The sequence below is a fragment of the Saccharothrix australiensis genome, from assembly GCF_003634935.1.
GTDB lineage: Bacteria > Actinomycetota > Actinomycetes > Mycobacteriales > Pseudonocardiaceae > Actinosynnema > Actinosynnema australiense.
In genome coordinates, this window is sequence record NZ_RBXO01000001.1 from 1399875 (window position 1) to 1426070 (window position 26196).

General features: G+C 74.3%; 20 protein-coding genes. 10 read left to right on the forward strand and 10 right to left on the reverse strand.

Annotated elements, in window-relative coordinates; translation table 11 throughout:
* The first annotated feature begins 148 nt into the window (after window positions 1–148).
* On the forward strand, window positions 149–1069 hold the full coding sequence (locus C8E97_RS06700; protein WP_121002640.1) for a GbsR/MarR family transcriptional regulator: 921 nt from the start codon (window positions 149–151) through the stop codon (window positions 1067–1069).
* A 78-nt stretch (window positions 1070–1147) separates the two neighbouring features.
* On the opposite strand, the gene C8E97_RS06705 is transcribed toward C8E97_RS06700, so the two are convergent.
* Window positions 1148–1744: a TetR/AcrR family transcriptional regulator gene (locus C8E97_RS06705; RefSeq protein WP_121002642.1), complete on the reverse strand. Its 597-nt coding sequence runs from the start codon at window positions 1742–1744 to the stop codon at window positions 1148–1150.
* A gap of 80 nt (window positions 1745–1824) precedes the next feature.
* On the opposite strand from C8E97_RS06705, the gene C8E97_RS06710 reads away from it, so the two are divergent.
* Window positions 1825–2049, forward strand: a complete 225-nt coding sequence (locus tag C8E97_RS06710; RefSeq protein ID WP_121002644.1) for a hypothetical protein — start codon at window positions 1825–1827, stop codon at window positions 2047–2049.
* Entirely contained in the window at window positions 2042–2968 is a 927-nt protein-coding gene (locus C8E97_RS06715) for an alpha/beta hydrolase (protein ID WP_121002646.1), read from the forward strand. Before C8E97_RS06710 ends, C8E97_RS06715 begins: the two co-directional genes overlap by 8 nt.
* A 74-nt stretch (window positions 2969–3042) precedes the next feature.
* Here the strand turns inward: C8E97_RS06715 and C8E97_RS06720 are convergent, their stop codons facing one another.
* From C8E97_RS06720 to C8E97_RS06750, 7 genes are all read right to left on the reverse strand, one after another.
* Window positions 3043–4011 carry a zinc-dependent alcohol dehydrogenase family protein gene (locus tag C8E97_RS06720; RefSeq protein WP_121002649.1) on the reverse strand — a complete coding sequence of 323 codons (969 nt, stop codon included), beginning with the start codon at window positions 4009–4011 and terminating at the stop codon, window positions 3043–3045.
* Between the two features lie 4 nt (window positions 4012–4015).
* On the reverse strand, window positions 4016–4789 hold the full coding sequence (locus C8E97_RS06725) for a HisA/HisF-related TIM barrel protein (protein WP_121002651.1): 774 nt from the start codon (window positions 4787–4789) through the stop codon (window positions 4016–4018).
* Window positions 4790–4806: 17 nt separating this feature from the next.
* Window positions 4807–6105, reverse strand: a complete 1299-nt coding sequence (locus C8E97_RS06730) for an FAD-dependent oxidoreductase (RefSeq protein WP_121002653.1) — start codon at window positions 6103–6105, stop codon at window positions 4807–4809.
* Window positions 6069–6773, reverse strand: a complete 705-nt coding sequence (locus C8E97_RS06735; protein WP_121002656.1) for a hypothetical protein — start codon at window positions 6771–6773, stop codon at window positions 6069–6071. Before C8E97_RS06735 ends, C8E97_RS06730 begins: the two co-directional genes overlap by 37 nt.
* 6 nt (window positions 6774–6779) lie before the next feature.
* The gene (locus C8E97_RS06740; protein ID WP_147455013.1) at window positions 6780–10652 is read right to left on the reverse strand and encodes an amino acid adenylation domain-containing protein; all 3873 of its coding nucleotides are present in this window, start codon (window positions 10650–10652) and stop codon (window positions 6780–6782) included.
* Between the two features lie 334 nt (window positions 10653–10986).
* A complete protein-coding gene (locus C8E97_RS06745) occupies window positions 10987–11655 on the reverse strand; it encodes a response regulator transcription factor (RefSeq protein WP_121002660.1) in 669 nt (222 codons plus the stop codon).
* The gene (locus C8E97_RS06750) at window positions 11652–12899 is read right to left on the reverse strand and encodes a sensor histidine kinase (RefSeq protein WP_121002661.1); all 1248 of its coding nucleotides are present in this window, start codon (window positions 12897–12899) and stop codon (window positions 11652–11654) included. The genes C8E97_RS06745 and C8E97_RS06750 overlap by 4 nt, the downstream gene beginning before the upstream one ends.
* Before the next feature lie 172 nt (window positions 12900–13071).
* On the opposite strand from C8E97_RS06750, the gene C8E97_RS06755 reads away from it, so the two are divergent.
* The 5 genes from C8E97_RS06755 to C8E97_RS06775 all read left to right on the forward strand — a co-directional run bounded on the left by C8E97_RS06755 (window position 13072) and on the right by C8E97_RS06775 (window position 20278).
* On the forward strand, window positions 13072–14208 hold the full coding sequence (locus tag C8E97_RS06755) for a UDP-N-acetylglucosamine 2-epimerase (RefSeq protein ID WP_121002663.1): 1137 nt from the start codon (window positions 13072–13074) through the stop codon (window positions 14206–14208).
* Window positions 14209–14344: 136 nt separating this feature from the next.
* On the forward strand, window positions 14345–14935 hold the full coding sequence (locus tag C8E97_RS06760; RefSeq protein WP_121002665.1) for a toll/interleukin-1 receptor domain-containing protein: 591 nt from the start codon (window positions 14345–14347) through the stop codon (window positions 14933–14935).
* The gene (locus C8E97_RS06765; RefSeq protein WP_170211666.1) at window positions 14935–16566 is read left to right on the forward strand and encodes a tyrosine-protein kinase family protein; all 1632 of its coding nucleotides are present in this window, start codon (window positions 14935–14937) and stop codon (window positions 16564–16566) included. Before C8E97_RS06760 ends, C8E97_RS06765 begins: the two co-directional genes overlap by 1 nt.
* A gap of 11 nt (window positions 16567–16577) precedes the next feature.
* Window positions 16578–17186, forward strand: coding sequence for a hypothetical protein (locus tag C8E97_RS06770; protein WP_121002667.1), 609 nt, complete (start codon window positions 16578–16580; stop codon window positions 17184–17186).
* Window positions 17183–20278 (forward strand): ATP-binding protein, encoded by a 3096-nt coding sequence (locus tag C8E97_RS06775; protein ID WP_121002669.1) that lies wholly within the window; start codon window positions 17183–17185, stop codon window positions 20276–20278. Before C8E97_RS06770 ends, C8E97_RS06775 begins: the two co-directional genes overlap by 4 nt.
* Window positions 20279–20341: 63 nt before the next feature.
* Here C8E97_RS06775 and C8E97_RS06780 read toward each other — a convergent pair whose 3' ends face one another.
* Window positions 20342–21238: a TIR domain-containing protein gene (locus C8E97_RS06780; protein WP_121010927.1), complete on the reverse strand. Its 897-nt coding sequence runs from the start codon at window positions 21236–21238 to the stop codon at window positions 20342–20344.
* Between the two features lie 246 nt (window positions 21239–21484).
* Between C8E97_RS06780 and C8E97_RS34335 the strand changes: the two genes are divergently transcribed.
* Together C8E97_RS34335 and C8E97_RS06785 are read left to right on the forward strand one after the other, a co-directional pair.
* Window positions 21485–21658, forward strand: a complete 174-nt coding sequence (locus C8E97_RS34335) for a hypothetical protein (RefSeq protein ID WP_170211667.1) — start codon at window positions 21485–21487, stop codon at window positions 21656–21658.
* 113 nt (window positions 21659–21771) lie between these two features.
* Window positions 21772–22983 (forward strand): helix-turn-helix domain-containing protein, encoded by a 1212-nt coding sequence (locus tag C8E97_RS06785; protein ID WP_121002671.1) that lies wholly within the window; start codon window positions 21772–21774, stop codon window positions 22981–22983.
* A gap of 55 nt (window positions 22984–23038) precedes the next feature.
* On the opposite strand, the gene C8E97_RS06790 is transcribed toward C8E97_RS06785, so the two are convergent.
* Entirely contained in the window at window positions 23039–25969 is a 2931-nt protein-coding gene (locus C8E97_RS06790) for an AfsR/SARP family transcriptional regulator (protein ID WP_121002673.1), read from the reverse strand.
* Between the last annotated feature and the right edge of the window lie 227 nt (window positions 25970–26196).

A 26196-nucleotide genomic window follows, 5' to 3' on the forward strand; every position in this document is an offset into this window, starting at 1 on the left:
CGTCGCGCACCGAGTCCCGTCAACGTGGTGGGGGCCGAAAAGGCGGATTTCCGGCCAATCGTTGCAACCGGAATGCGAATAAATGCAACCGGCCCCGCGGAGGGCGTGCGAAGTACTGTTGGCGTGCGCAAAACGAGGAGGTGCGTCGGTGCCGGGAGGCAGGCTGACCCATGACGACCGCAGGCGGATCGCGGCATGGCTGGCCGACGGGCTCGGGTACGCCGAGATCGGCCGCCGGCTCGGCCGGCCGACGTCCACGATCAGCCGCGAGGTGACCCGCAACGGCACCGCCGGGGACTACGTGCCCGACCGCGCCCAGCGGGCCGCCGGCGAGCGCGCCCGCCGACGCAGGCCCCGCCCGACCCCGCCGGCGGTCGAGGAGCGGCCGGCCGAGGCGGCACGGGGGTTCGTGGAGGAGCTGGCGACCCTGCTGGCCGCGACCGGGTTGCCCCGGACCACCGCCAGGGTGTTCGTCCGCCTGCTCACCGCGGACGCCGGCGGCCTGACGGCGGCGGACCTGGTGCGCCTGCTGGGGGTCAGCCCGGCGTCGGTGTCGATGTCCACCGGCCACCTGGAGGGCATGGGGCTGGTGGCGCGCCGACCGGACCCCGGTGGCCGCCGGGCGCGGTACGTCGTCGACGACGACGCCTGGGCGCGGGCGTGGCGGGCCGACACCGGCACGCACGACGAACTCGCGGCGGCAGCGCGGCGGGGCGTCGAGGTCCTGGGCGCCGACACCACCGCCGGCGCCCGGCTCGACCGGATGGGTCGGTTCTTCGCCCGGCTCAGCGAGCAGATGAGCGGCAGCGCCGTCGCCGAGACCGTCGTGCACGACGCGTTGACCGTGCTGGCGGCCCTCGTGCACGCCGGCCGTCCGCTCACCCCCGGCGCGCTGGCCGCCGCGCTCGGCTGGTCCGGGGACCGCGTCCTCGCCGCCCTGGAGGCGATCCGGCGTCGGCCGGTCATCGCGGACCCCTTCGCGGTGCGGGCCACCGAGGCCGGGGCGTACACCTTCACCACCAGGCCGGACCGCCTGAGCCCCGAGCAGCGCGCGGCCATCGGGGAGTGAGCCGCCCGACGTCGCCGAGCCCCACGAGCGGTTCGGGATGCCCATGGCCGGCCCGTGCGGCGTGCTGTCGCCGTCGCCTCAGGTCCACAGGTCGGCGGTGCGGCGCCGGAGGGCCGCGAGCGCCGACCGCGGGGTGTGCCTGCCGAGCAGCACCTGGACGGTCAGGCCGTCGGTCAGGGTGATGAGCGCGTCGGCTTCGCTCTCGGCGTCGACCTCGGGTCTGATCTGCCCGCCCTCCTGGCCCGCCCGGAGCAGGGCGACGAGCAGCTCGGCCAGCCCGGCGTAGTGGCCGCGCTGCACGGCGGCGAGGGCGGGGTCGACGGCGGCCTGCGCGGTGAAGGCGATCCACACGCGCGCGTCGGACAGGTCCTCGTCGTCGACGGCCAGCATGGCGACCAGGGTCTGCTCCAGCATCGTCGCGACCGATCCCGGTTCCGGCGCGCCGGCGATCCGCTCCCTGGCGCGCTCGGTGACCCTGCGGTTCACGTGTTCCTGCGCGAAGACCAGCATCTCCTCCTTGGTGCGGAAGCACCGCTGCACGGCGCCCATCGACACCCCCGCCTGCGCCGCGACCTCGCGCAGGGTCGCGCCTTCCAGCCCGCGCCGGTCGATCAGCTCGCGGACCGCCTGCGCGATGTGTCGGCGGCGGCTGTCGTGGTCCACCTGTCTCGGCATGGGGCACACCTTACCGATGCGACCGCATCGGATTCGTGCTAGCGTTCCGATGCAGTCGCATCAGAACGAAGGAGGCGCACATGGCGGAACGGCGTGGCGGAACGGCGATCTTCTGGGTGGGGGTGGTGCTGTTCGTCCAGGGCTTCGGGTCGGCGATCACCGAAGCCCTGTGGCGCACCAGCTTCGGTGTCTCGGCCCTGCTCCGCTCGGCGGGTGTGCCCGCGTGGTCGGATTTCGCGGTCGGCGCGCTCGGGGCCGCGCTGCTGGTCGGGGTGCTGGTCCGGCGCGGGGCCGCTCGTGGTTGAGCTGTCCCGCCGCGGCTTCCTGAGCACGGCCCTGGTCGGCGCGGGCGCGGCCGGGGCACGGGAGCCGGGTGGCCGCCGTGCGCCGACCTTCGTGCTCGTGCATGGCGCCAACGGCAACGCGGGCTCCTTCGCACCGCTGGTGGCGGGGCTGGCGACGGCGGGCCACCGCGCGCTGGCCGTCGACCTGCCGGGGCACGGGCCGGCGGGCCACTTCCCGCCCTCCTACCAGGCGCCGCAGGACCTGGCGGCCCTGGCCGCCGCGCCGTCGCCGCTGGCCGGCCTCCGCCTCGCCGACAACGTCGACCACGTCACGCGCGTCGTCCGCCGCGTCGCCGAGCACGGGCCGGTCGTCCTGGTGGGGCACAGCATGGGCGGCGCGACGATCACCCGGGTCGGCAACCGGGTACCGCACCTCATCGAGCGGTTGGTGTACTTCACGGCGTTCTGCTGCGTGCGGCTCCGCAGCGTCCTGGAGTGCTTCACGGCCACCCCGGAGGGGCCGACCTCGCTGCTGACCGCGATCCCCGGCATGACGGACCCCGCCCGGACGGGGGTGGCCCGGACCAACTGGCGCAGCGCGGACCGCGGGTTCATCGCCGCCGCGAAGGCCGCGCTCGCCGACGACTGGGACGACGCGGCCTTCCTGACCGCCCTCAACGGCATGGAGCCCGACGAGGCGTGGGCGGTGACCACCGACGACGCCCGCGGCGAGCCCGCGACCTGGGGCCGGATCCCGCGCACCTACGTCCGCTGCACGCGCGACCGGGCGATCCCCCCGGGGTTGCAGGACCGGATGATCGCCGAGGCGGACCGGGCGACCCCGCGCAACCGGTTCGACGTCCGCACGCTGCACGCGCCGCACCTCGGTCCGCAGGACCCCCGGTCCCTGGTCCGACTGCTCGCGGGCCTCGTGGGCTGAACCGGGGTCGTCGTGGGCTGGACCGGGGGTCGCCGTCGGGGGACGGGCGCGGACCGGCCCGGTGCACCGGGGGTTCACCCGGTCAGGATCACCTTGCCGGCACGGCCCGCCCGCCGCACGTGGTCCAGCGCCTCCCGGACGTCGGCCAGGTCGTAGGCGGCGGCGACGCGCGGCGCGAACGCGGGCACCCCGAGCAGCGCGACCGCACGCTCGACCAGCTCGGCGCGTACGGCCGCCGGCTGCCGCGCCAGGTGGCGGGGCAGCCAGAACCCGCGGACGGCGACCTCGTCGAACACCAGGCGGTGCGGCGTGACGTGGACGGGACCGCCGTCGAGCATCCCGAGCACGACCGCCTGCCCGCCGTCCCGGAGGCAGCGCAGGGCGGCGCTGCCCACCTCGCCGCCCACCGCGTCGAGCACGGCGTGGACGCCCGCGCCGCCGGTCGCCGCCCGGACCCGCTCCACGAGGTCGGCCGCGGCGGAGTCGACCACCACGTCCGCGCCCGCCAGGGTGAGGCGGTCGGCGTGCCGCCCGTCCCGGACGACGCAGGCGCACCGGACGCCGTCGCGGCGCGCCAGGTGCAGCACCATCCGCGACAGCGCGGCGCCGGCCGCCGTGATGAGCAGCCAGTCCCCGCCGCGCAGCGCCAGCTCGCGCACCAGCAGCAGCGCGGTGAGGGGGTTGACGGTGAGCTGGCACGCCACGGCGTCGGGCAGCCGGTCGGGCACCGGGACGACGTCGGCGGCCGGCACCGCGACGTACTCCTGCCACGTCCCGGCCGCGGCCACGGCCACGCGCTGCCCGACCGGGTGCTCGGCGGAGTCGCTCGCCGCGACGACGCCCGCGCCCTCGAACCCCGGCACGGCGGGCAGGGTGGGCCGCCGCCCGTAGCGGCCCTCGATGAACAGCTCGTCGGACGGGTTGACCGGACGGGCCCGCAGCCGCACCAGCACCTCGCCGGGACCGGGGCGCGGCCGGGGCCGCTCGGCGGGCGTGGCGACGTCCGCGGGGCGGCCGTGCCGGGTGATCACGACGCAGCGCACGGCGTCACCGCCCGCCGGGCAGCGGGGTGTCGCGGATGTCGCGCAGCGGGACCCGCCCCGAGTGCAGCATCCGGTTGGCGAGCACGAACGACGCGCCGCCCACCGTGAGGCCCGCGCGCAGGTCGTCGATGGTGCGGCTGCCGCCGGAGGCGATCACGGGCAGCCCGGTGGCGTCGACCAGGGCGCGGGTGAGGGCGTGGTCGAACCCGCGGCCGGTGCCCTCGCGGTCGGCGCAGTTGGCGATCACCGCCCCGCAGCCCAGCTCGGCCAGCGTGCGCCCGAACGCGACGACGTCGATCCCGGTGTCCTCGGTCCCGCCGTCGACGAAAGCCGTCCACCCCTCCCGCCCGCCGCCCCGGTACCGGGCGTTGGCCGTGCCCACCACCCGGTCCGCGCCGAACCGGTCCGCGGCGGCCGCGACGGCGCCGGGGTCGGTGATCACGCCCGTGCTGACCGCCACCGCGCCCGCGCCCGCGTCGAGCAGGGCGCCGCAGGACCCGACGCTCGGCAGCCGGCCGTGGTGCAGCGAGACCAGCAGCCGCACCAGGGAACCGGCGGCGGCCGTGATCCGCACCGCGTCGTCGAGCCGGTCCCACGTGTCCATCACGTCGAGCAGGACCTGCCGCACGCCCGCGTCGGCGTAGCGCTCGACCAGCTCCACGGGGTCGCGCGGGTCGCGCACGACGGCGATGCCCGTGGCGTCGGTGGAGCGCCCGTCCACCACGTCGACGCACGGGACCAGCACGTCGATGAGGCTGGGTGGGTCGGTGGCGGGCATGGTGTCCTCCCGGTGGTTCACGGTGTGGGCAGGTGCCGCAGCCGGGAGCTGCCGGGCGCGAGCCGCCGCGCCACCGCGGCGGCCGACGCGATGGCGCTCTCCTGGTCTCCCGACCCGGTGGTGTGGTGGCCGGCGAAGTGCAGGTTCTCCCGGCCCTGCAACCGGTCGAGCGCACGCCGGGCCCCGATCACGTCGGTGGTGACGGGCAGGGCGTCGAACGCGCTCGTGGCCACGACCCGGCGGGGTGGCGCGGAGCGGTGGGTGAGCTGGCTCTTGAACACGTCGACGCCGTGCGACGGCCCGTACCAGGTGGTGATCTCGGCCCGGCCGTCGTGGACCAGGACGTTCGTGGTCGACCACGACGAGCGGTCCGCCGGCAGGTACGCGGGGTCGAGGTGCAGGGCGTAGCGCAGCGGCCGGTAGGCGAACCGGCGCAGCACGCGCCACCCGCCGTCCGGCCCGGTCATCGACGCGGGCAGCAGCCGCAGCGCCACCGGCGGCGGCACGGCCAGCACGAGGTGGTCCACCGCGTCGCGCCGGCCGGCCGCGTCGGACAGCACGTACCCGTCGCCGGTCCGCTCGACGCGCTCGACCGGGCACCCCGTCCGCACCTCGGCCGCCGCCAACCGCCCGGCCAGCGCCCAGGCGAGGCCCTCCATGCCGCCGCGCAGCAGGCGCACCTCCGCCACCGGGTCGGCCGCGACACCGAGGACGTAGGTCAGGGCGACCCTGGCCGACAGCGCCGGCACGTCCGCGAGGGGGCACCCGAACAGCGCGGCGGGCAGCGCGCACAGCACGTCCCGCGCGTCCGGTGGCGGTGACAGCCCGTCCAGCAGCGACCCGAACGGCACGTCCCAGTCCCACCGCGACGGTTCGCCCGCGTCGTCCAGGAACGACCGCACCGCCGCCCACGCGGGACCGCGGTCGAGGTCGGCGGGCCGTCCGGGGTGGGGGCCGACCAACAGCGGGGTGGGTCGCCCGGCCACCGAGAACGTGTGGGACGACGGGACGTCGAGCCGGTGCCGCTCGTCGACGCCGAGCGCGGCCAGCAGGGCGGTGTGCGGTGAGGAGTCGTCCGCGGCGATCTCCTGGGCGCCCAGGTCGAACACGGCCGGCGCCCCGCCGGCGAACCCCGCCGCGGAACGCGCGTTCCCGCCGACGCGGCGGCGTGACTCGACCACGACCACGTCGCACGCCTCCTCGACCAGCCACGCCGTGACCAGTCCCGCCACACCCGCGCCCACGATGCCCACGCGCACGGCCGTCCCCTCCCGCTCGGTCAGGACCAGGAGTGCACCGCGGCGTGCCAGAACCACCCGATGCTCGCTTCCAGCAGGCGCGCGGCGAAGACCGCGTCGTCCGGGTCGTCGCCGCGCCGGAGGCCGTCGTCGACCACCTCCAGGGCGAGGTGCAGCAGGTCCTCCGACGCCGTTCCCTCGTAGTAGTCGAAGAACTCGTCCGGCACGTCGAACGCGGCGTCGCGCGCGGCGGCGGCGATCGCCACGCAGTCGGGGAAGTAGACGGTCATGTCGGCGTGCAGGGCCAGCGCCAGCGACGCCTGGTCGCCGGTGACCGCGATCCACGACAGGCAGCCGCTGAAGGCGTGGATCGCGGGGTCGGGCACGCGCCGCCGCAGGTCGGCGTCGGACAGCCCGAGCGCGCGGGCGCAGGCGGCGAGCTTGGGCGAGGCGTTGTCGACCAGTTCGGTGATGCGGGTGAAGAACTTCGTCGCCGGCTGGTGTGCGTAGCGCGCCAGCCCCACGCCGTAGGCCACCAGTTCCGCGTGGTGCGCCTGGAGTTCGGTCAGCACCATGCCGCGCAGGTGCTCCGGCGCGAGCGCCCCGTCCCGCGCCCGCGCCAGGACGGCGTTGGCGATCGGCTCGGCGTCGCGCCGGGCGCGGAGTCGTCCGGCGAGGTCGGCTGCGGTGGCGGGTGTCGTCACGGTGTCCTCCACGGTTCGGCGGTGCTGGTCGTCGGTGCGCACGCCTGCTCAGCCCGAGACGACGGACGCCCCGTACGCGCGCAGGAGGGCGTCGACCCGGTCCGCGGCCCCGATGACGTCCGCCGGGTCCTCGCCGTCCTCGACGGCTCGGGCGATGACCTCCGCGCACGCGTCGTGCCAGGGCGGGAACACCTGCTGGGCGTCCTCGACGCAGCGCAGCAGCGGGTCGGGGACCGGTGTGGCCGCGTGGCGCAGGGCGTGGCCCAGTTCCGCGCAGACCGCCGCGTGCGTCAGCAGCAGGCACCGCACGGCCGCCGCCGCGACGCCGGGACCGGAGTCGTCGGCCAAGGCGGTCAGGAACGCGGCGACGTCGGCGGCGCCGGCGGGCACCGCGTCCGGGTCGGTCCCGGCCTGCCGCTCGTCCGCCTGCCGCTCGTCCGCCGACCGCTCGTCCGCCGACCGCTCGTCGGCGGCCCGCGCGTGTACGGCGGTCGCGCGCACCGCCTCGGCGAGCCCGTCGAACAGCGCGCCGCCGGGCGTGCCGCGGAACCTGCGCGCCAGCCGGGTGAGCGCCTCGACCTCGACCGGCCGCCGGTGCGCCTCGCCCGCGGTGAAGCGGCGGAGCAGAGCGGGGTCCAGGTCGGCGCGGACGGCGGCCTCCGCCAGCGGGTTCGCGTCCAGGTGGGCCCTCAGGGCGGGCAGCGCGCGCTCGGCGAGCGCGGTTCCGGTCGGCGGCGGGTCGTCCGCGGGCGGTCGGCGCGTGGCCTCCCGGCGCGCGGGCGGCGTCGGCAGGAAACCCGTGCGGGCCAGGAAGTCGAGGTGGGTGTCGAGCAGGTCCGCGTCCACGGCGGGCAGGCGCGGCCCCGCGCCGTCCGTGGCCCGTCGCGTGTTGGTGCGGCTGCACTCCGGGAAGTTCCCGGCGAACTGCATCTCCTCGACCGTGGCCGCCGTGCCCGCCACGCGCTCGTGGAACAGCGGGAGGTAGGGGGTCATCGGGCGGTACGGGTCCGCCCGGCTCAGGTCCGTCACGTGCCGGACCCACTCGGCGTAGGGCACGTCGCGGACCGGGTACCCGCGGTGGCGCAAGCGGTCCACGAGCAGGGCGAGGCGCGCCGGGCGCGGGTTGACCAGGTGGTGCGTCCGGCCGTCGGGCCGCCGGCCGCGCACGATGTGGACGATCGCCTCGGCGGTGTAGTCCACCGGCACGAGGTCGAGCGGGAGGGCGACGTCCGGGGCCAGCCCGGTGTCGACGATCGTGCGGAGCCACGTGCACAGGAACGTGTCGGTGTTCCAGGTGCCGCGGTCGCGCGTGCCGGTGATCTCGGACGGGCGGTGGATCGTCACCGGCAGGCCGCGGCGGGCGGCCTCCCGCACCAGCGCCTCGGCCACCCACTTGGTCTCGAAGTAGCCCAGCGCGAGGCGTTCCGGGAAGTCGGGCAGCCGGTCCTCCAGGACGTAGCGGACGCCGGTGCCGGCGTACCCGGTCAGCACGGAGATGGTGGAGACGTGGTGGAACGCCTTGAGCCTCGGCGCGGCGGCGAGGTCGAGCAGCGCGCGGACGCCGTCGACGTTGCTGTCCCGCAACGACTCGTACGGGTAGGCGAAGTTCACCGCCGCGCCGGCGTGGACGACGGTGTCCACCGCCTCGGCGAGCAGGCCGTACCGCTCCTCGGCCAGCCCGAGGCGCGGCGCGGACAGGTCGCCCGGCAGCGGCACCACGTGGTCGGCGACCCGCTCGTGGTCCAGGCCGTAGCGGCGGGCGCGGCCGGCGAGCCTGCGGCGCGCGTGCGCCTCGTCGTCCGCCCGGACCAGGCACCACACCTCCCGCACGCCGGTGGCGACGAGGCGGTCGAGGAGGTGCACGCCGAGGAAGCCGGACGCGCCGGTGAGCAGCACCCGGCGGGGCGCGGTCGGGTCGCCGGCGGGCGGCGCGGTGAAGCGCACCCCCGCGGGCAGCCGGGCCTCCCGGCGGAGGTCCGCGGCGGTCGCCGCGCCGCTGCCGCCCGCGCCTCCCCGGTCCGCGCCCCCGCGGTCCGCGCCCCCGCGGTCGCCGGCTGCTCTCCCGGTGTCGTCGCGGACGGCCTCGACCCGCCGCGCGAACCGCTCCAGGCCCGGATCGGCCAGCAGGGCGCGGATCAGCGATCCGGCGCGGTCCGGCGGTATGCCCACCCGGTCGCCCACCGCGGCGACGACCTGCGCCACCTGCACGGACTGGCCGCCCAGCGCGAAGAAGTCGTCGTGCCGCCCGACCGAGGGCACGCCCAGCGCCCGTCGCCACACCGACGCCACGTCGCGCTCGACGGCGGTGCGCGGCCCGTCCCGCTCGTCCACCGCGACCGGCTCGGCCGCCGCGGCCCTCCGCAGGCGCTCCCGGTCCACCTTCCCGTTCGACGTCAGCGGCATGTCGTCCACGACCCTGATCTCGGTGGGGACCATGAACGCCGGCAGCCGGTCCCGCAGCCGCCGGCGCAGCGCCGAGGGCAGCGCCCGCCGGTCGGCGTCCCGCGCCACCGTCACCCACCCGCACAGGTGCTCGCCGCCGTCCGGCCCCTCGACCAGCGCCACCACCGCCTCCTCCACCCGGTGCAGGGAGGCCAGCACGAGCTCGATCTCGCGCAGCTCCACGCGCGAGCCGTCGATCTTGACCTGCCGGTCCCGGCGGCCGAGGAACTCCAGCACACCGTCCCGCCGCCACCGGGCCACGTCGCCGGTGCGGTACAGCACCCCGCCGTCGCGGTGCCCGAACGGGTCCGCCACGAACCGCTGCGCGGTGAGGCCCGGCATGCCGAGGTAGCCCAGGGCCACCCCGTCGCCGCCGACCCACAGCTCGCCCTCCTCGCCGACGTCGGCCGGCGAGCCGTCCTCGCGCACCACGTACGCCGTGGAGTCGCTGATCGGCCGCCCGATCGGCACCGCCTCCGCCTCCGGCGGCAACTCGTCCACCACGTGCGCGGTGCTCAGGCCGGTGTTCTCGGTGGGGCCGTAGCCGTCGACCAGCCGCTCGGGCCGCCCCTCCGCGAGCAGCTTCCGCACCACGTTCGGGTTCAGCGCGTCACCGCCCGCGACCAGCGTGCGCAGCCCGCGGAACATCCCCGGCCGCTGGGCCGCGAACTGGTGGAACAGCGCGGAGCCCAGCCACATCGCGGTCACCCGCTCCCGCCGCAGGAGCGCGTCCAGCCCGGCCGCCGACAGGACGGTCTCGCGCCTCGGCACCACCAGGCGCGCACCGTTGAGCAACGCGCCGAACAGCTCGAACACGGACATGTCGAAGGTCGGGTTGACGGTCGCGCACACCACGTCGTCACCGCGGAACGACACGGGTCCCGTGCTCCGCGCCAGCCGCACCACCGCGCGGTGCGGCACCACGACGCCCTTGGGCGTGCCGGTGGAGCCGGACGTGAACATGACGTAGGCGGGCGCGAGCGCGGTCAGCTCGGGCGTCGGCGGCGGCGCGGCGTCGGTGACCTCGCCGGCGTCCACCGCGACCACGTCCGGTGGCAGCCCGGCGTCCCCGCCGGCGGGCACGACCGCGACCGCGCACCCCGCCCGGCGGAGGACGGTCTCCACCCGCGACGACGGGCTGTCCGGGTCGACCGGCACCCACCGGCCACCCGCGCGCAGGACGGCGAGGATCGCCACGTACGCGTCCACCGACCGCTCCAGCGCCACCGCGACCGGGTCGCCTGCCCGGACGCCCCGGCCGCCCAGCACCGCCGCCAGGACGTCCGCGCGGCGGCGGAGTTCGCCGTAGGTGAGGTCCGCGCCGTCCTCCGGGGACAGCGCGACCGCGTCGGGGGCCGCCTCGACCTGGTCGAGGAACAACTGGTGCACGAGCGCGTCGCGCGGGTATCCCGTGCTGGTGCGATTCCACTCCCGCACGCGGTCCAGGTGTTCGGCCCGCTGCATTTCCCGCAATTCCACGGCAAACTCCTCATCGCGCCGCCGGACGGGGAGTGGGGCCGCGCGGTGGAATGCGCATCACGCCGGGCGTCGGCGGGCGAAGATATCTGTGGCGAACGTATTACCGCTGGTCGGAGAGGGCAAGAGGCCGATCGGGTAGCCGCGCTCACAACGTCGTTCGGCCTCCTGGGTGCATTTCCGGGGGTGACCTGCCGGAAGTCCGGGGACCGTTCCGGGAAATTCCGCGCACCCGGCTCGTCCGATTCGTGCCGGCGGGGTAGAGGGTGGTGGGCCATCCGGAAAAGGGCGGATCACCCACCCTCGAAAGGCGGTCGCGTGGTGGCGCTGTGCGGGTTCAGGGCGCGTCGTCGGGGGTCAGCCGCAGTTGGCTCGCCAGCAGCGCGGCCTGCACGCGGTTGTCCAGGCGCAGCTTGCCGAGGGTCCGGGAGACGTAGGTCTTGACCGTCGACACGCTCATGTGGAGGCGTTCGGCGATCTCGGCGTTGTTCAGGCCGAGCCCCACTTGGCCGAGCACCTCGCGTTCCCGCTCGCTGAGCAGGTCGAGCCGCTGGGCGGCGGCGGGGAAGGCGGTCGACGCCGTGGCGCGGCCCGAGATGCGCCGGATGATGCGCCTGCTCAGCTCGGTGTTCACCACCGACGCGCCGCCGTTCACCGCGCGGACGGCGTTGATCAGGTCCTTCGGCGAGAGCTGCTTGAGCAGGAACCCGTCCGCGCCCGCGGTCATCGCGTCGATCATGAGCTGGTCGTCGTTGAAGGTGGTCAGCGCCAGCACGAGCGGCGGCTCCGGGTCCTGCTTCAGCCGCGCGGTGGCGGTCACCCCGTCCACCCTGGGCATGCGCAGGTCCATCAGCACCACGTCGGGGCGGTGCTCCCGGCACAGCGCGACCGCCTCCGCGCCGTCGCCCGCCTCGCCGACCACCTCGATGTCCTCCGCGGACTCCAGGATCGCCCGCGTCCCGGCGCGGATCAGGGCCTGGTCGTCGACGACGAGCACCCTGATCACGACGCCGATCGTCCCACGTGGTCCGGGGTGCCGCGACCGGACGGCGGGCAGGGCAGGTCGGCGCGCAGCACGAACCGGGTCGCGTCGTCCGACGGCGCGGCGGTGAGGCCGCCGCCGGCCAGCGCCGCCTCCTCGGCGAGCAGCCGCAGGCCCCGGCCCGTGCCGGGCAGGGACGGCCGGTCGAGCGCGGGCAGCGGGCTGGTCACGATCAGCCGCACGCGGTCGTCCGCGCGGGTCAGCCCGATCTCGGCGCGCGGCTCGTCGGCGTGCCGCAGCACGTTGATCAGCGACTCGCGGACGATGCGGTAGCACAGGTCCCCGGCGGTCGCGTCGCAGCCGTCGACGGCGCCGACCGGGTGGTAGGACACCTCGACGCCGAGCGAGCGGTAGTCCCGCACCAGGTCGGCGATGTCGGCGAGGGAGAACCCGCCGGTGTCGTCGTCGGGTCCCGCCTCCGGCGCGGCGAGCACGTCGAGCACCTCGCCCAGCTCGCCGATGGCCTTCCGGCCGACCTCCATGATCAGGTCGCAGCGCTGCCGGACCGATTCGGTGGCCGTGGGGTCGACGCTGATCGCGCCCGCCGTCGTCACCATCACGCTGACGTGGTGGCCGACGCCGTCGTGCATCATCGACGCCAGCCGGGCCCGCTCGGTCAGGCTCCGCTCCCGCAGCGTGCTCTCCCGCAGCCGCTGCTGCCGCAGCGCCGACTGCGCGGCGTGCCGCTCGCGGTCGGCCGACGCCTCTTCGAGGCTGTTCTTCGCCAGGCCCATGACGAACGGCGCGATCGCGGCGAGCGACCAGTAGACCAGCCCGTTCACCCCGTTCGCGGGGAGGCTGGTCTCGAACTCGAACAGGCTGCCCGCGCCGGCGACCGGCTCGAAGAACGCCTGGTGGATCGGCCACGCGAGCAGCACGGCCATCGCGCCGAAGGCGGGCAGCCAGCGCCGCCGCCTGGTCAGCGAGTAGGTCATCACGTAGACCGGGTAGGGCAGGTCCGTCATGACGAACGTGACGCACGCGACCACCGTGGCGGGCCAGTCGTGCTCCCGCCGCCACAGCCCGAGCATGACCGCGCACAGCGCCGTGAGCGCGGCGAACAGCTGCGGCGACGGCGCGTGCGACGTGCGGTGCAGGTCGGTGAGCAGGCCCACCGCGGCGGGACCGGCGATCACCAGCACCACCATGACGTCGCGCGCGCGCCGCAGCCGGAACAGGTGCTGCCAGTGGTCCATCACCCACGCCATGCAAGCAGCCCGCCCACCGCGCGGCGACTCGCGTTGCCACGATCGGGTCGTGTGGACCGCGTCCGTCAACCGGGGTCCACAGACCCGTCCGAGCCGTCATCGCGGGACGACGCGGCCCGCGTCCCGGCCGGTGTTCCCTGGAAGCACCGAACGCCGAACGACGGAGAAGACGATGACCGCAGTCCTGCACCGCACGGAACAGCCCGCCGCCCCGGTCGCCCCGGTGCTCCCGCCCGCGCCCGCCCCGGCGCCGCGATCGGGTGGCGTCGCGGCGGTCCTCGGCGCGCGGACCGAGATCTTCACGCTCGCGCCGGTCCTCGGCGGGCTCGGCGACGCGGCCAGGGTGGTGCGCATGGGGCGGGCGACGCCCGGCGTGCCGGCCGACGTGCCGCCCGCCCGTGCCCGCGACTGCCGGATCGCGGTCGCGCTGGAGCAGATGAAGCGGGAGTTCGCCGCCGACCGGCCGGACGTCGTGCTCGTGCCGGGCGCGACCGACGTCGCGGTGGCCGGCGCGCTGGCCGCCAAGTCGAGCGGCATCCCGCTGGTGCGCGTGGACGCCGGCCTGCGCGGCGAGCTGCCCGAGGAGCGGAACCGGGTGCTGCTCGACCAGGTCTGCGACGTGCTGTGCGCGTCGACACCGGGCAACGTCGCGAACCTGGAGGCCGAGGGCCTCGGCGACCGGGAGGTGCGGCTGACCGGCAGCACCACGGTCGAGGCCGTGCGCCACCGGCTCATGCCGCGGGCCGACCGGCTGGCCCTGCTGCGGGAGTGGGGGCTGGAGGCGGACGGGTACGTGCTGGCCACCATCGGGCACCCGGAGCACACCGACGACGAGGAAGCGCTGTTCGCGATCACCAACCAGCTCGCCGGCGTGGTCGACGCCGGTCACCCGGTCGTGCTGCCCGTGGACCCGCGCACCAAGGCGGCGATGGCCCGCGCCGGCGTGCTGTCGTCCGGGATGGACCTGCGGGTGGTCGACCGGCTGTGGCACTCCGAGTTCCTGGCGCTGGCCGGGCACGCGGCGCTGCTGGTCTCCGACGGTGGCGTGGTGCAGGAGGAGGCGACCGTCCTCAAGCGACCGGTGCTGGTCGTGCGGCGGTCGACGGAGCGGCCGGAGGTGCTGCGGGACTTCGGCGGGCTCGTCGGGCCGCACGACGACCTCACCGGCGTCGCGCTGGAGTGGCTGGCGGAGGGCGACGAGCGCCGGTCGCGCCTGGCGGACGTCCCGTCGCCGTTCGGGGACGGGCACGGTGGCGAGCGCATCGCCGAGGCGGCCCGCGACCTGGCCCGGCAGACCGCCCGACCCTGACGGCGGCCCGCCCCTGACGGCGGCCCGCCCCGTCGGGAGCGCGCCCGCGGGAATGTCCAATTTTTGGCGCGTACGGCCCCGATTGCCCACTTTTCTGTCTGTTCCCCGCGCGTGCGTACTGCTTACTATTTGCCGCGTGTCCGGCTACCAGTTCGATTTGTTCATCAGTTACCCGCGTCGCGGTACTGTGCGGCAATGGTTGGTCAACCACTTCCAGCACAAACTCCGGGAATGCCTGGCCGATCAGATCGCGCCGACGCCGAAGATCTACGTCGACAAGGACATGCCGCGCGGGGTGCACTGGCCGTCGAGCCTGCGGCACGCCTTACGGCACAGCAAGATCATGATCCAGTTGCTCACCCCGCAGTACTTCTGGTCGGACTGGTGCAGGGCCGAGTGGTACCACATGCTGGCCAGGGAGAAGATGCTCGGGTTGGCCAGCCTGGAGAAGCCCCAGGGACTCGTCTACCCCATCCTGTACGCGGATTCGGACAACTTCCCGCCGGAAGGGAAGGAACGCGGCTGGTACGACTTCAAGGAATTCGCATACCCGGACCCCGGGTACCAGCAGACCCACGAGTTCATCCGCTTCCACCGGGAGGTCACCCGGCTCGCCGCCGACCTCGCGGCCCTGCTCCAGCAGGTGCCTCCCTGGCGGCCGGACTGGCCGGACGTCGACCCGCCCGACCCCGTGCTGCGGCCGACCCCGCCCCTGCCGAGGTTCTGATGCCCACCGGGACCGTCGTCACGTTCTACTCCTACAAGGGCGGGGTCGGGCGCAGCTTCACGCTGGCCAACGTCGCCGTGCTGCTGGCCCGCTGGGGCTACCGCGTGCTGGCCGTGGACTGGGACCTGGAAGCGCCCGGCCTGCACCACTACTTCCGGTCGGTGCTGACCGCGGAACCCGAGGGCGGCGTGATCGACCTCGCCCACGACTTCCTCGCGGGAGCGGAGCGCCCCCGCCCGCACGCCGTCCCGCTCGTCGTCGAAGGCAGCAGCACCCTCGCGCTGCTGGCCGCCGGCCGGGACGACGACTCCTACACGGAGCGGATGCAGCGCATCGACTGGGCGGACCTCTACCGGCGCGGGTTCGGCGACTTCCTGGAGTGTTGCCGGGAGGAGTGGACCGCGGACTACGACTTCGTGCTGATCGACAGCCGGACCGGGATCTCCGACATCGCGAGCATCTGCACGGCGCAGTTGCCCGATCGGCTGGCCGTCCTGTTCACCGCCAACGAGCAGAACCTCAAGGACGTCGTGAACGTCGTGCGGCGCGCCGACCTCGCGCGGGACCGGCTGCCCTACGACCGGCCCCGACACCTCGTGCTGCCGATCCTGTCCAGGCTGGACAACCGGGTGGAGTACGAGCGGGCCGAGCGGTGGCGGCGGAAGTGCACCGAGGTCGTCGAGCCGTTGTTCCGCAACTGGCTCGTAAAGAGCGTGCAGGTGGACCTGATGCTGCGGCACCTCACGCTGCCCTACGTCTCCTACTGGAGCTTCGGCGAGCAGTTGGCCGTGGTGGACGAGCGCATACCGTCGGCGGACCAGGTCTCGTTCGCGTTGGAGACGGTGGCGGCCGTGGTAGCGCACCAGTTCGACCGCACCGACCTGCTCGCCGACAACCGGGACGCCTACGTGGCCTCGGCCCGTGACCGCCACCACGACTTCTCCCTGGACCTGCTGGTGTCGAGTCCGCGTCCCGCGCTGCGCGTCGCGGACCAGTTGATCGAGGAACTGCGTGCCCTGGACCTGCGGGTCGAGCGGTCCTCGTCCGGCGACCCGGAGCTGCTCGACCGGGGCATCGAACTCGCCGAGCACCTCTGCCTGGTGGTGGACGGCAGCCTGAGCCGCTGGCAGCTCACCGAGGCGGAGCGGTTCCTGCGGCACACGATCGCCCCGGACGACGGTCAGCGGCGGCTGTTCTGCGTGCTGACCACCGGCACCGACCCGGCGAGCCTGCCCGGCTTCCTGCGCAACCTGCGCCACCTGGGTTTCGAACCGGGTGTGCGACCCGCCCGCGTGGCACGGGAACTGCACGACCTCATCACCGGAACGCCGATCGGTGAGGTGGACGCGGACCGGGAAGCCCTCCGCGACGCGGCCTCCGTGCTGCGCGCCGTGCCGGACCGGATGCCCTCCGCCGGGCGGCTCTCGCTCGTCGAGCAGACCGTGCGCGGCATGTCCGCCGTGCTGGACGACGGCGACCTCACCGCGTTGCGCGACCTGTCGGTGGACCTCGGCGTGCTGTCCAAGCCCCATGCGGACGGCGGCCGGTTCGCGGTTCCCCACGGGCTGCTCACCGACATCCAGACCCTCCTCGACCGGATCGACCGTCGAGTCGACGCGTCCACCGACTGAAAGGCGGCGGAATGCCCGAGAAGCTCACGAACGAGGAACGAGCGGCGCTCATCGTGCTGATGCTCGAAGACCGGGATGTGCCGAACGTGGAGTTGGGGAACGACCTCACGATCCGGCTCAGCAAGCCCGGCCGCGAGCGGTTGAACAAGCTCGGCCTGCTCCGGTCGTGGAAGGAGAAGGCCCGGATCGTGCACCGGATCACGGAGGAGGGGATCTCCTGGTGTGAGCGCGACTTGGCTGCGCTCGGTTCGCCGCCGAACTCGGCTCCGCTGTTACGTGCCTACCACGCGGTGCTGATGCACTTCGTGCAGCTCCACCAGCGGCTGGGCGACCTCGCCGAGGTGCTCCGCTCCGGCCGGGACCTGGAGTCGGTGATCCGGGCCGCCTACCTGGCGCTGTCGGTCAAGCCGCAGGACTGGGTGCGCCTGGCCAAGCTCCGGCCCAAGCTCAACGGCGCCGAGCGGGACGAGGTCGACGCGGTCCTGCTGGAGATGGTGCGGACCGGCACTGTGCACGTGGCGCCCGACTCCAACCGCAAGGTGCTGACCGAGGCCGACCACGCCGCGGCGCTCCGGATCGGCGGCGAGGACAACCACCTGGTGGCGATCGAGGAATCATGACAGAGCAACTGCGCAAGGCACTGGCCACGCTCCGCTTCAACTCCGCCGAGACGCCGGACGACGTCTGGCAGACCTCGCCCTCCCACGTGGACGGTCTGCACGCCAAGGCGGAGGACCGCATCCGGGCCGGTATCGCGGAAGCCAAGGCCAGCAGCGGCCCCAGCCCCCTCGGGCTGGTGCTCCAGGGCAGGAAAGGGATCGGCAAGACCCACCTGCTGGGCACGGTGCGCCGCATGGTGCAGCGGGAGGGCGGGTTCTTCTTCCTGGTCGAGCTGACCACGGGCCCGGAGTTCTGGACCGACGTCGCCGAGGCGATGCGCAGCGAGCTCCGCCGGACCACGGACGAGGGTGAGTTGCAGCTCACCGCGCTGCTCCGGCAGTTGTGCGACCTGGCGGGCGTGCCGGGGACGGTGGCGGGTGCGATCACGGGCGCGACGGCGCTGACGCCCCACGACCTCACGGTCTTCCACAACCACTTGCGCGCGGTGGACGGCCGGATAGCGGTCGAGTGCGGCGACACGATCCGCGCGCTGGTGCTCTACGCGTCCGAGCACGCCCAGATCGGCCTGGAACATCTCCAGGGCTCGGCCGGGCCGGGCGGCGCGCACCGCGAATGGGGGCTGCCGAGCAGGTCGAAGCCGCCGCAGACGCTGGTGCGGGACATCTCGCGGGTCCTCGCCATGACCGGGCCGTGCGTCATCGCCGTCGACCAGTTGGACACCCTCGTCAACGTGGGCCGGGACGAGATCGACGCGCGGGTGACGAGCGCGGAGTCGGGCGGGGAGCTCGCGCTCATCGCCGACGGGTTGATGAAGTTGCGGGAGAAGACCAGGCGGACGCTGTCGATCGTGGCCTGCCTGCCCAACACGTGGAAGATGCTGCACTCGATCGCGAGCGACACGGTCGCCGACCGGTTCACCGAAACCCCGATCCTGGGCTCGATCGTGGACCCGGCGATCGGCCGTGCGCTGGTGGAGCGGTGGCTCGGCGTGGTGTACCGGCGCAACGACATCACGCCACCGCACCCGACCTGGCCCGTGGCGTCGAGCGCGTTCGGCCCCGGCTGGACCTCGCGGACGCCGCGCCAGCTGCTCAGGAGCATCCACCAGCACGCCGAGTCCTGCCTGTACGGCGAGATCCGGGAGTTGCGCTCGTTCGACGAGGAACCCGTAGAGGCACCCGCGCCCGCGCCCGCGCCCGACGGGGCGGAGCCCGACTACTTCCGGGAGCTCGACAGCCGGTTCGAGCGGCTGCGCGAGAAGGCGGACATCTCGGCCGCGCAGCTGAAGCAGCACAACGAGGACGAGGTGATGCCGGCGCTGCTGCTGGCCGGGCTGAAGTCGTGGATCAACGAGGTCGGCAACGACGACCTGGCCTGGCAGGCCGAACAGCTCCACGGCGGGAGTGACCTGCACGCGCAGCTGCTCCACACCGTGAACGAGGACTTGGACACCGATGAGCGCTGGGGGTTCCGCCTCATCGCGAGCGCCCACGGCAACCGGGTGCTGCGCCGGTTGCGCCACGCCCGAGACGCGGCCCGCTTCGGCCTGCGCGACCGGCACCTGGTCCTGATCCGGAACGGCGGTCAGGGGTGGGACGGCCAGCGGACCAGGGCCGAGGTGGCGGAACTGGAGCGGGCGGGTGGCCGTCGGGTCGAGATCTCGGACGACGACCTGCGGACGTTCAGCGCGCTCAAGGAGATGCAGGCCGCGCAGACCCACCAGCTGCTGGCGTGGCTGGTGGCGCGGAAACCGGTCAGCCGGACGACGTTCCTGCGCGAGATCCTGCCCGAGCCGAAGCGGTCCGCGGCGAGCCACCAGGAGACCCGCCCGCCGCCGCACGAACCGCCGCCGCACGAACCGCCGTCACCGACCGGGATCGAGCTCGGCATGGACGGCGAGATCCGCATCGAGCTGGAGTCGCTGCGCAAGCACGCCATCGTCTTCGCGGGCTCCGGCAGCGGGAAGACCGTGCTGCTGCGGCGGATCGTCGAGGAGTGCGCCTTGCGGGGGGTTTCGGCGATCGTCCTGGACCCGAACAACGACCTGGCGCGGCTGGGTGACGCGTGGCCGGAGCCGCCCGCCGACTGGCGGCCGGGTGACGCCGGCCGCGCCGCCGAGTACCTCGCGAACACCGAGGTGGTGGTGTGGACGCCGGGCCGCGCCGGCGGGCGGCCGCTCAGCTTCCACCCGCTGCCCGACTTCGCGGAGGTGCGCGGGGACGCCGACGAGTTCACCGCTTCGGTGGAGGCTGCGGTGGCCCGCCTGGTGCCGCACGCCAGGGTCGGTGGCGGCTCCAAGACCGCAGTGCGCGGCCAAGCCGTGCTGCGGGAGGCCCTGACGCACTACGCGCGCACGGGCGAGCGCGACCTGTCGGCGTTCATCGACGTGCTGGCGGACCTCCCGGACGGGGTGAGCAGGCTCGGCACCGCCCGAGCGACGGCGGCGGACCTGGCCGAGACGCTGCGCGCCGCGACGGTCAACGACCCGCTGCTCGGCGGCGCGGGCGAACCTACGGACCCCGCCGTGCTGCTGACCCCGACGCCGGGCAAGCGCGCGCGGATCTCGGTGATCAGCTTCGTCGGGTTGCCGTCGGAGGAGCGCAAGCAGGGGTTCGTCGGCCAGCTCCAGCTGGAGGTGTTCGCCTGGATCAAACGCAATCCCGCGGTGGACCGGCCGCTCGGTGGCCTGGTCGTGATGGACGAGGCGCAGACCATCGCGCCGTCCGGCGGGTGGACGGCGAGCACGCAGAGCACGATCCTGCTGGCCTCGCAGGCCCGCAAGTACGGGCTGGGCCTGCTGCTCGCCACCCAGGCGCCGAAGGGCGTGCACAACCAGGTTGTCGGCAACGCGACGACGCAGTTCTTCGGCAGGCTGAACAGCCCGGCGCAGGTCGCCGCTGCGACCGAGATGGCCAGGGCCAAGGGCAGTTCGGTCGGCGACATCTCGCGCCTGGAACGCGGTCGGTTCTACGTCACGGGCGAGACCTTCGGGTTCCGCCGGATGCGGACGCCGCTGTGCCTGAGCCACCACCCGCCGAGCCCGCTGCGGCTGGAGGAAGTGCTCGACCGGGCTCGCGACGGTCGGCGCTGACCTCGGCACCGCGGGACGTGCTCCCCGCCCGGATCGGACGGGGAGCACGCCCCGGTCGCGTGCTCAGCCGACGGTCGAGGCCAGCACCTCGTCGATGCGCCGCCAGAGCGCGGTGAACAGCTCCTCCCGGCGGTAGGCGCGCGGTGCGCCACCGCTGCCGAGCACCGAGAAGTCGTGCACTTCGAGCACGGCCGCGCCCACTCGCGTGTCGTAGACCGGGCGTGCCCAGCCGTTGGTGAGCGCGCCGGTCCCGTCGTGCCTGCCGACCACGAAGTTCACCGTCTCGTCACCACCGATGCCGCCGCGTTGGACGTCGAGCGCGTAGACGGTGTCGCCCGCCCGCTCGACCCGCACGGCGATCCTCGTGTCGCCGACGTGCAAGGTGCCCACGAACCCGTGCCGCTGCAGCCCCGGCAGCGCAGCGGCGAACTGCTCACCCAGGTAGCGCAGCGTCGCATCCTGCTCGGTGTAGCGGCTGAAGTCGGCGGGCACGACCGGTTCCGCATCCTGCGCCGGAGCGGATCCCTTGACCGCGGCCACCACCTCGGTGACCCGCGCGCGGTCCCGCCCGATCGCCTCCGCAGCCTCGATCCGGGCGACCAGCGACTCGGTGAGCTGATCCGGCCGGTCCGCCCTGCCGCGCACGTAGGTCACGTGCGGGTGCAGCAGCGCGGGGGGCACGGTCACGTCGTCGAGCAGCACGGGCAGCACGTGCTCGTCCCCGGCCTTGACCGCGCGCAGCACGGCCGTGGTGAAGTCGTCCACCGCCGACACGAACGGGACGAAGAACCGCACCCGCGCGTCCGGGAGGTCTCCACCCTCCTTGTGGGACCACCACTCGTGGGTCTGCTCCGACCCGTGCAGCACGGTGAGACCGCGCTGCCTGAACGCTTCGACCACCTCCTCCACGGCGGAGCGCTGCTCCTCGCCGAAGGACACGGCCACGTCGTACTCGCTCACCACTGGACCTCCCTGTAACCGCCGGCCCGCCGGCCGGCTGTCCTGTTCTGCGGGGCACAGCATCGGGACCGCGTGTCGACCGGAAGTGGACGAGGAGTGGATGCGCCGCCGTCGCCCGTCGACCGTGCTGCCGGGAAACGGGCAACACCTGGTCGGCCACCGGACACCGGTGAATCATCGAGATCGCGGGCCGGACATCCGATAAAAGCCCGCAGCGCATTCATCGGTAGCCTGTGGAGGTTCCCCATGCCTGAGTTCGTGTCCGATTTCGCGGCCAAATGCGGTGTGGTGCTGGCCGGCTTGTGCGCCATCACCGCCGTGTTTGCACCCATCGGTGGCGCGACCGCCGCGTCCCTCGACGGTTGCCCGCCGCCCACGACGGTCACCGTCGGCCCCGACGGTAATCCGTGGCACGGCTGACCGCGGCTCGATTGCGCGCCCGGCCGCCCGTGGGAATTCCGCGGGGCGGCCGGGCGATTGCGCAGGGCGATGTGCAGTGGTGTACTCGGCAACAGCCGGAACAGGAGGCTCGCGTGGCTGGATCATTTGGTGAGTTATTGCGTGAATGCCGCATCGCTGCGGGCCTGTCGATAGGTCAGCTGGCCAAGCGCGTGCACTACAGCAAGGGTTATCTCAGCAAGATCGAGAACGACCTGAAGCCGCCGCACGAGACCGTGGCGCGGTTGTGCGACAGCGTGCTGGACGCGGGCGGCGGGCTCATCGAAGCGGCCCGGTCGGCACGTGACCAGGCTTCCGAGCGGGCCGCCGCCGTCGGGCTGACGCTCGGCCGCAGGCAGGTGCTGGTCGCGGGCACGGTGCTCGGCGTGGCGTTCGCCGGCGGGTGCCGGCCGGTGCCGGACGAGCGGGTCGTCACCGGGATGCGGACCTCGTTCGAGCACCTGCGCGCCCTCGGCATGCAGACGAGTCCCGTGGTGGTCCTGGAACCGCTGATCGCCTTGGCGCGCACGATGCACGCGCTCGCGCACGAGAATCCCGAGCCGATCAGGATGCGACTGCTCCTGCTCGCCGCGCGGACCGCCGAGTACACCGGGTGGATGCACCAGGAGGCGGGTGACGAGCAGGGCGCGCTGTCGTGGACCCGGCACGCCTCGGAGCTGGCACGGGCTGGCGGCGACCGGGAGATCGTGAGCTACGCGTTCGTCCGCGAAGCGGGCCTCGCGCTGTACCGGCAGGACGCGGTCGGCACCGTCGACCTCGCCCGGCGGGCCCAGCAGGTGGACCGGGCGAGCCCGCGGACCCTCGCCCTGGCATCCCGCAGGGAGGCCCAGGGGCACGCCCTGGCCGGTGACCGCGGGTCCTTCGACCGCGCACTGGACCGGGCCGTTCGCCTGCTCGACGCGTCCGCCCCGGACACCGGCTCGTACCCGGTGCTCGGCTCGACCGCGGCCGACCCGCTGGAACTGGCCAGGGGGTGGTCGTTGTGCGACCTCGGGCGGACGGACGAGTCGGCGGCCGTCCTGGACCGGGCGTGGGCCCGGCTGCCGGCCGGCTCCCGCCGTTCGCGGGCCCGGTTCGGCTCCCGCCGGTCGCTCGCCCACGCGCTCGCGGGCGAGATCGACCAGAGCTGCGCGACGCTGGTCGACACGCTCGACGACGCGGCCCACGTCGACTCGGCGACCGTGCGGACGGACCTGCGGGAACTGGCCAGGACACTCGGCCGGTGGCGCAACCACGGCGCGGTCCGGGAGGTCTACCCCGAGCTGCGGCGGGTGCTGCGCCACTGATCGCCGTGCCCGGCGGGCGCGGTCGCCCGCGACCCGCCGGGCACGGCGGTCGGTCTCAGCGGCACGCGCAGGTGAGGGTCGCGTGCTCGGCCCGGACCTCGTCCGCTTCGGGCTGGCCGAGCGCGACGAACCCGGCCTCGGCCGCGTGCCAGTGCTCGGCGGCGACGGCGTGCTTCCCCAGCGCGTGCAGCGTCCGCGCGACGCCGCGGTGGGCGTGGGCGCCGTGGCCGCGGTTCCCGGTACCGGTCGCCAGGTCCAGCGCGGCCCGGTACGCGTGCAACGCGCCCGCCCCGTCGTCCGCGGCCTGCGCGGTCGCGGCGCGGTCGAGGAACAGCCGCGTGCGCAGGTCGGCGTCGGAAACCTCGGCGGCCACCACGCCGGCCCGCTCCTGGCAGCGCACGGCTTCCGCCAGCCTGCCCTGCGACCGGTGCACGTTGCCGAGGTAGTTCAGGGCGTAGGCCATCAGGCAGTCGTCGCCCAGCCGGTCGGCCAGCTCGTACGCCTCCAGGTGGGCGACCAGCGCCTCGTCCGCCAACCCGAGCCGCTGCCGCACCGAGCCCAGGTTGTTCAGCGCGTGGGCCAGCCCCTGCACGTGGTCGACCTCGCGCAGCATCGACACCGCGGCCGACTGCCTGCGTAGCGCGACGTCCAACTCGCCGCGCTCCTCGTCGAGCACACCCAGCATGCTCAACGCGTGCGCTTGGCCGCGCAGGTCGCCGCAGTGCCCGTACTTCTCCAGCGCGGCGCCGAAGTGCCCGATCGCCTCGTCGTGCCGGCCGAGCTGCATCAGGGGGATGGCGATCGCGCACAGCGTGGCCGCTTCACCGGGCACGTCGCCGAGCCGCCGCCACGCCGCCAGCGCGCGGGTGGCCGACTCCAGCGCGTCCTCCAGCCGCCCGAGCCGGTCGTAGGCGGTGGCCAGGCGGAGCAGCACGTGCGCCCGTCCGTGCTCCTCGTCGGGATCGGCGCACACGGCCCGGTGCGCCAGTTCCATGCTCCCGACCCAGTCCTCGAACCGGCTCGTGGTGTGGAAGTGACGCCAGATCAGCACCGCGAGCCGCCACGCGTGGCCGGGCAGGTCGTGCTCGGCGGCGTAGCGGATGGCGGCCACCAGGTTGTCCCGCTCGGCGGCGATCCACGCCGTCGCGTCGTGCTTGGTCGCGAAGACGGGAACCACCCGGCTGGTGCGGTGCACCGCGGGCAGCTGCGCGCGGTCGAACGGGTAGGCCGTGCCCACCGCGTCGGCCAAGCCGACCAGGTAGAAGTCGAGCAGCCGCAGCAGGGCGTCCGCGCGCTCGGTCCGGGTGGTCGGCGGCGGCTCCGCCGCGGCGAACTCCTTGAGCGGGTCCAGCATCCGGTACCGCTCGGGCGTGACCTCCTCCAGCAGGCACACCTCGTGCAGGTCGTCGAGCACCACACGGGCCGCGGCGACGTCGCGGTCCGCCAGCGCCGCCGCCCCGACCACGTCGAGGTCCGGCCCCGGCAGGTGGCCGAACAGCCGGAACACCTCCCGCTGCGGCACGTCGAGCTGGAGGTAGGACACGCGCACCGCCGCGGCGCCCTGCTCGTCGTCGACGCCCGCGCGCCACGGCCCGCTCTCCCGCAGCAGCCGCAGCAGGTGCTCCAACGGCCACCTGTCGTGCCTGCGGAACAGCGCCGCAGCCACCCGGATCGGCATCGGCAGATGACCGCAACGGTCGACCACGCCCGCCACCTCGGCGGCCCGGCCGCGCAGGCGGAGGGGACCGACCAGCGTCCGGAACAGCGCTGCGGCGTGCTCGGGCGGCAGCGGGGAGAGCCTGATGTGCTCACCGGTGTCCGGCTCGCCCACCCGTCTGCTGGTCACGACGGCCAGGCAACCCGCCGCCTCCGGCAGCAGCGGCCGGACCTGCTCCGGCGAATGCGCGTTGTCCAGTACCACCAACGTCCTGGTGCCGTACAGCTCCGTCTGGTACAGCGTGAACTTCCGGCTCACCGAGGTGGGGATCTGCTCGGGCGGCACGCCCAGCTCGACGAGCAGCTGGGTGAGCGCGTCCGAGACGGTCGCCGCGGACAGGTTCGGCGTGTACCCGTTGAGCCGCACCAGCAGCTGCCCGTCCGGGAACCGGTCCCGCAGCCGGTGCGCCGCCTCGACGGCCAGCCCGGTCTTGCCGACGCCCGGCGCGCCGCTCACCCACACCGCGCGCCGCTCGCCCGGTGTCGAGGCGACCGCCTCGATCACGCCCAGCTCCGCGTCCCGCCCGGTGAACCCGCCGGGCCGGGACGGCAGGGAGCCGGCGGGCTCGCCGCGTTCCGCCCGCGCGGCGAGCTTGCGCAGCCGAGGCCCTGGCGCCAGCCGCAGCTCGGCGAGCGCGGCCTTGGTGCGTTGGAAGACCCGGATCGCCTCGACCTGGTCGCCGCTTGCGATCAACGCCCGCATGAGCAGTTCGGCGTGCCGCTCCCGAGCCGGGTCGCTGCGCACCACCGGGCGCAGCCGGTCCCGCGCGGACCGGTGGTCGCCGGCGGCCAGCTCGAGCGTGGCGAGGTCGCCCACCGCGTCGAAGTAGGCGGCCTCGGGCGAGATCACGTCCGGTCCGCCCACCCGGTCGATGTCGATGCCCTCCAGGAACGGGCCGCGCCACAGGTCGACGGCGGCGCGTAACGCCTCGATCGCCCGGCGCGGGTCCTCCGCGCGCACCGCCTCCTCGCACAACCGGGCGAACCGGGCGGTGTCGAGCCGGTCCTCGTCGACCCGCAGCAGGTAGCCGGTCGGTATCGTGTCGATCCACACGTCGTCCGAGTCCCGGAAGGCGTTGCGCAGCCGGTTGATGTAGGTGCGCACCAGGACGCGGCGCTCCGGGTTGCCGCCCCACACGATCTCCGTCAGCCGCTCGGTGGACACCGGTCTGTTGGCGTGCAGCAGGAGCACGACGAGGACGAAACGCTGCTGCTGGTCGCCCAGCGGCAACTGAGCGTTCCCGTGCCATACCTCCAGCGGACCCAGCATCCGAAATTCCACGCTGCCTCCCGGTTCGTGAGCTCGATGTCCACACCGGATGTCGCACGAGCGGCCGTCCGCGTGTCCGGACCCGCATCGCGTTCGCATTCGGTAGACAAACACCGGCCGGGCTTCGCCCTTCCGCAAAAGGGGTGGGAAGGAGGAGTCGGGCGCTCGCCGATGTGTTGCCGTGCTGCGTGGCGTGCGATGCGTCGCCCCCGAGGACCGACCAGATC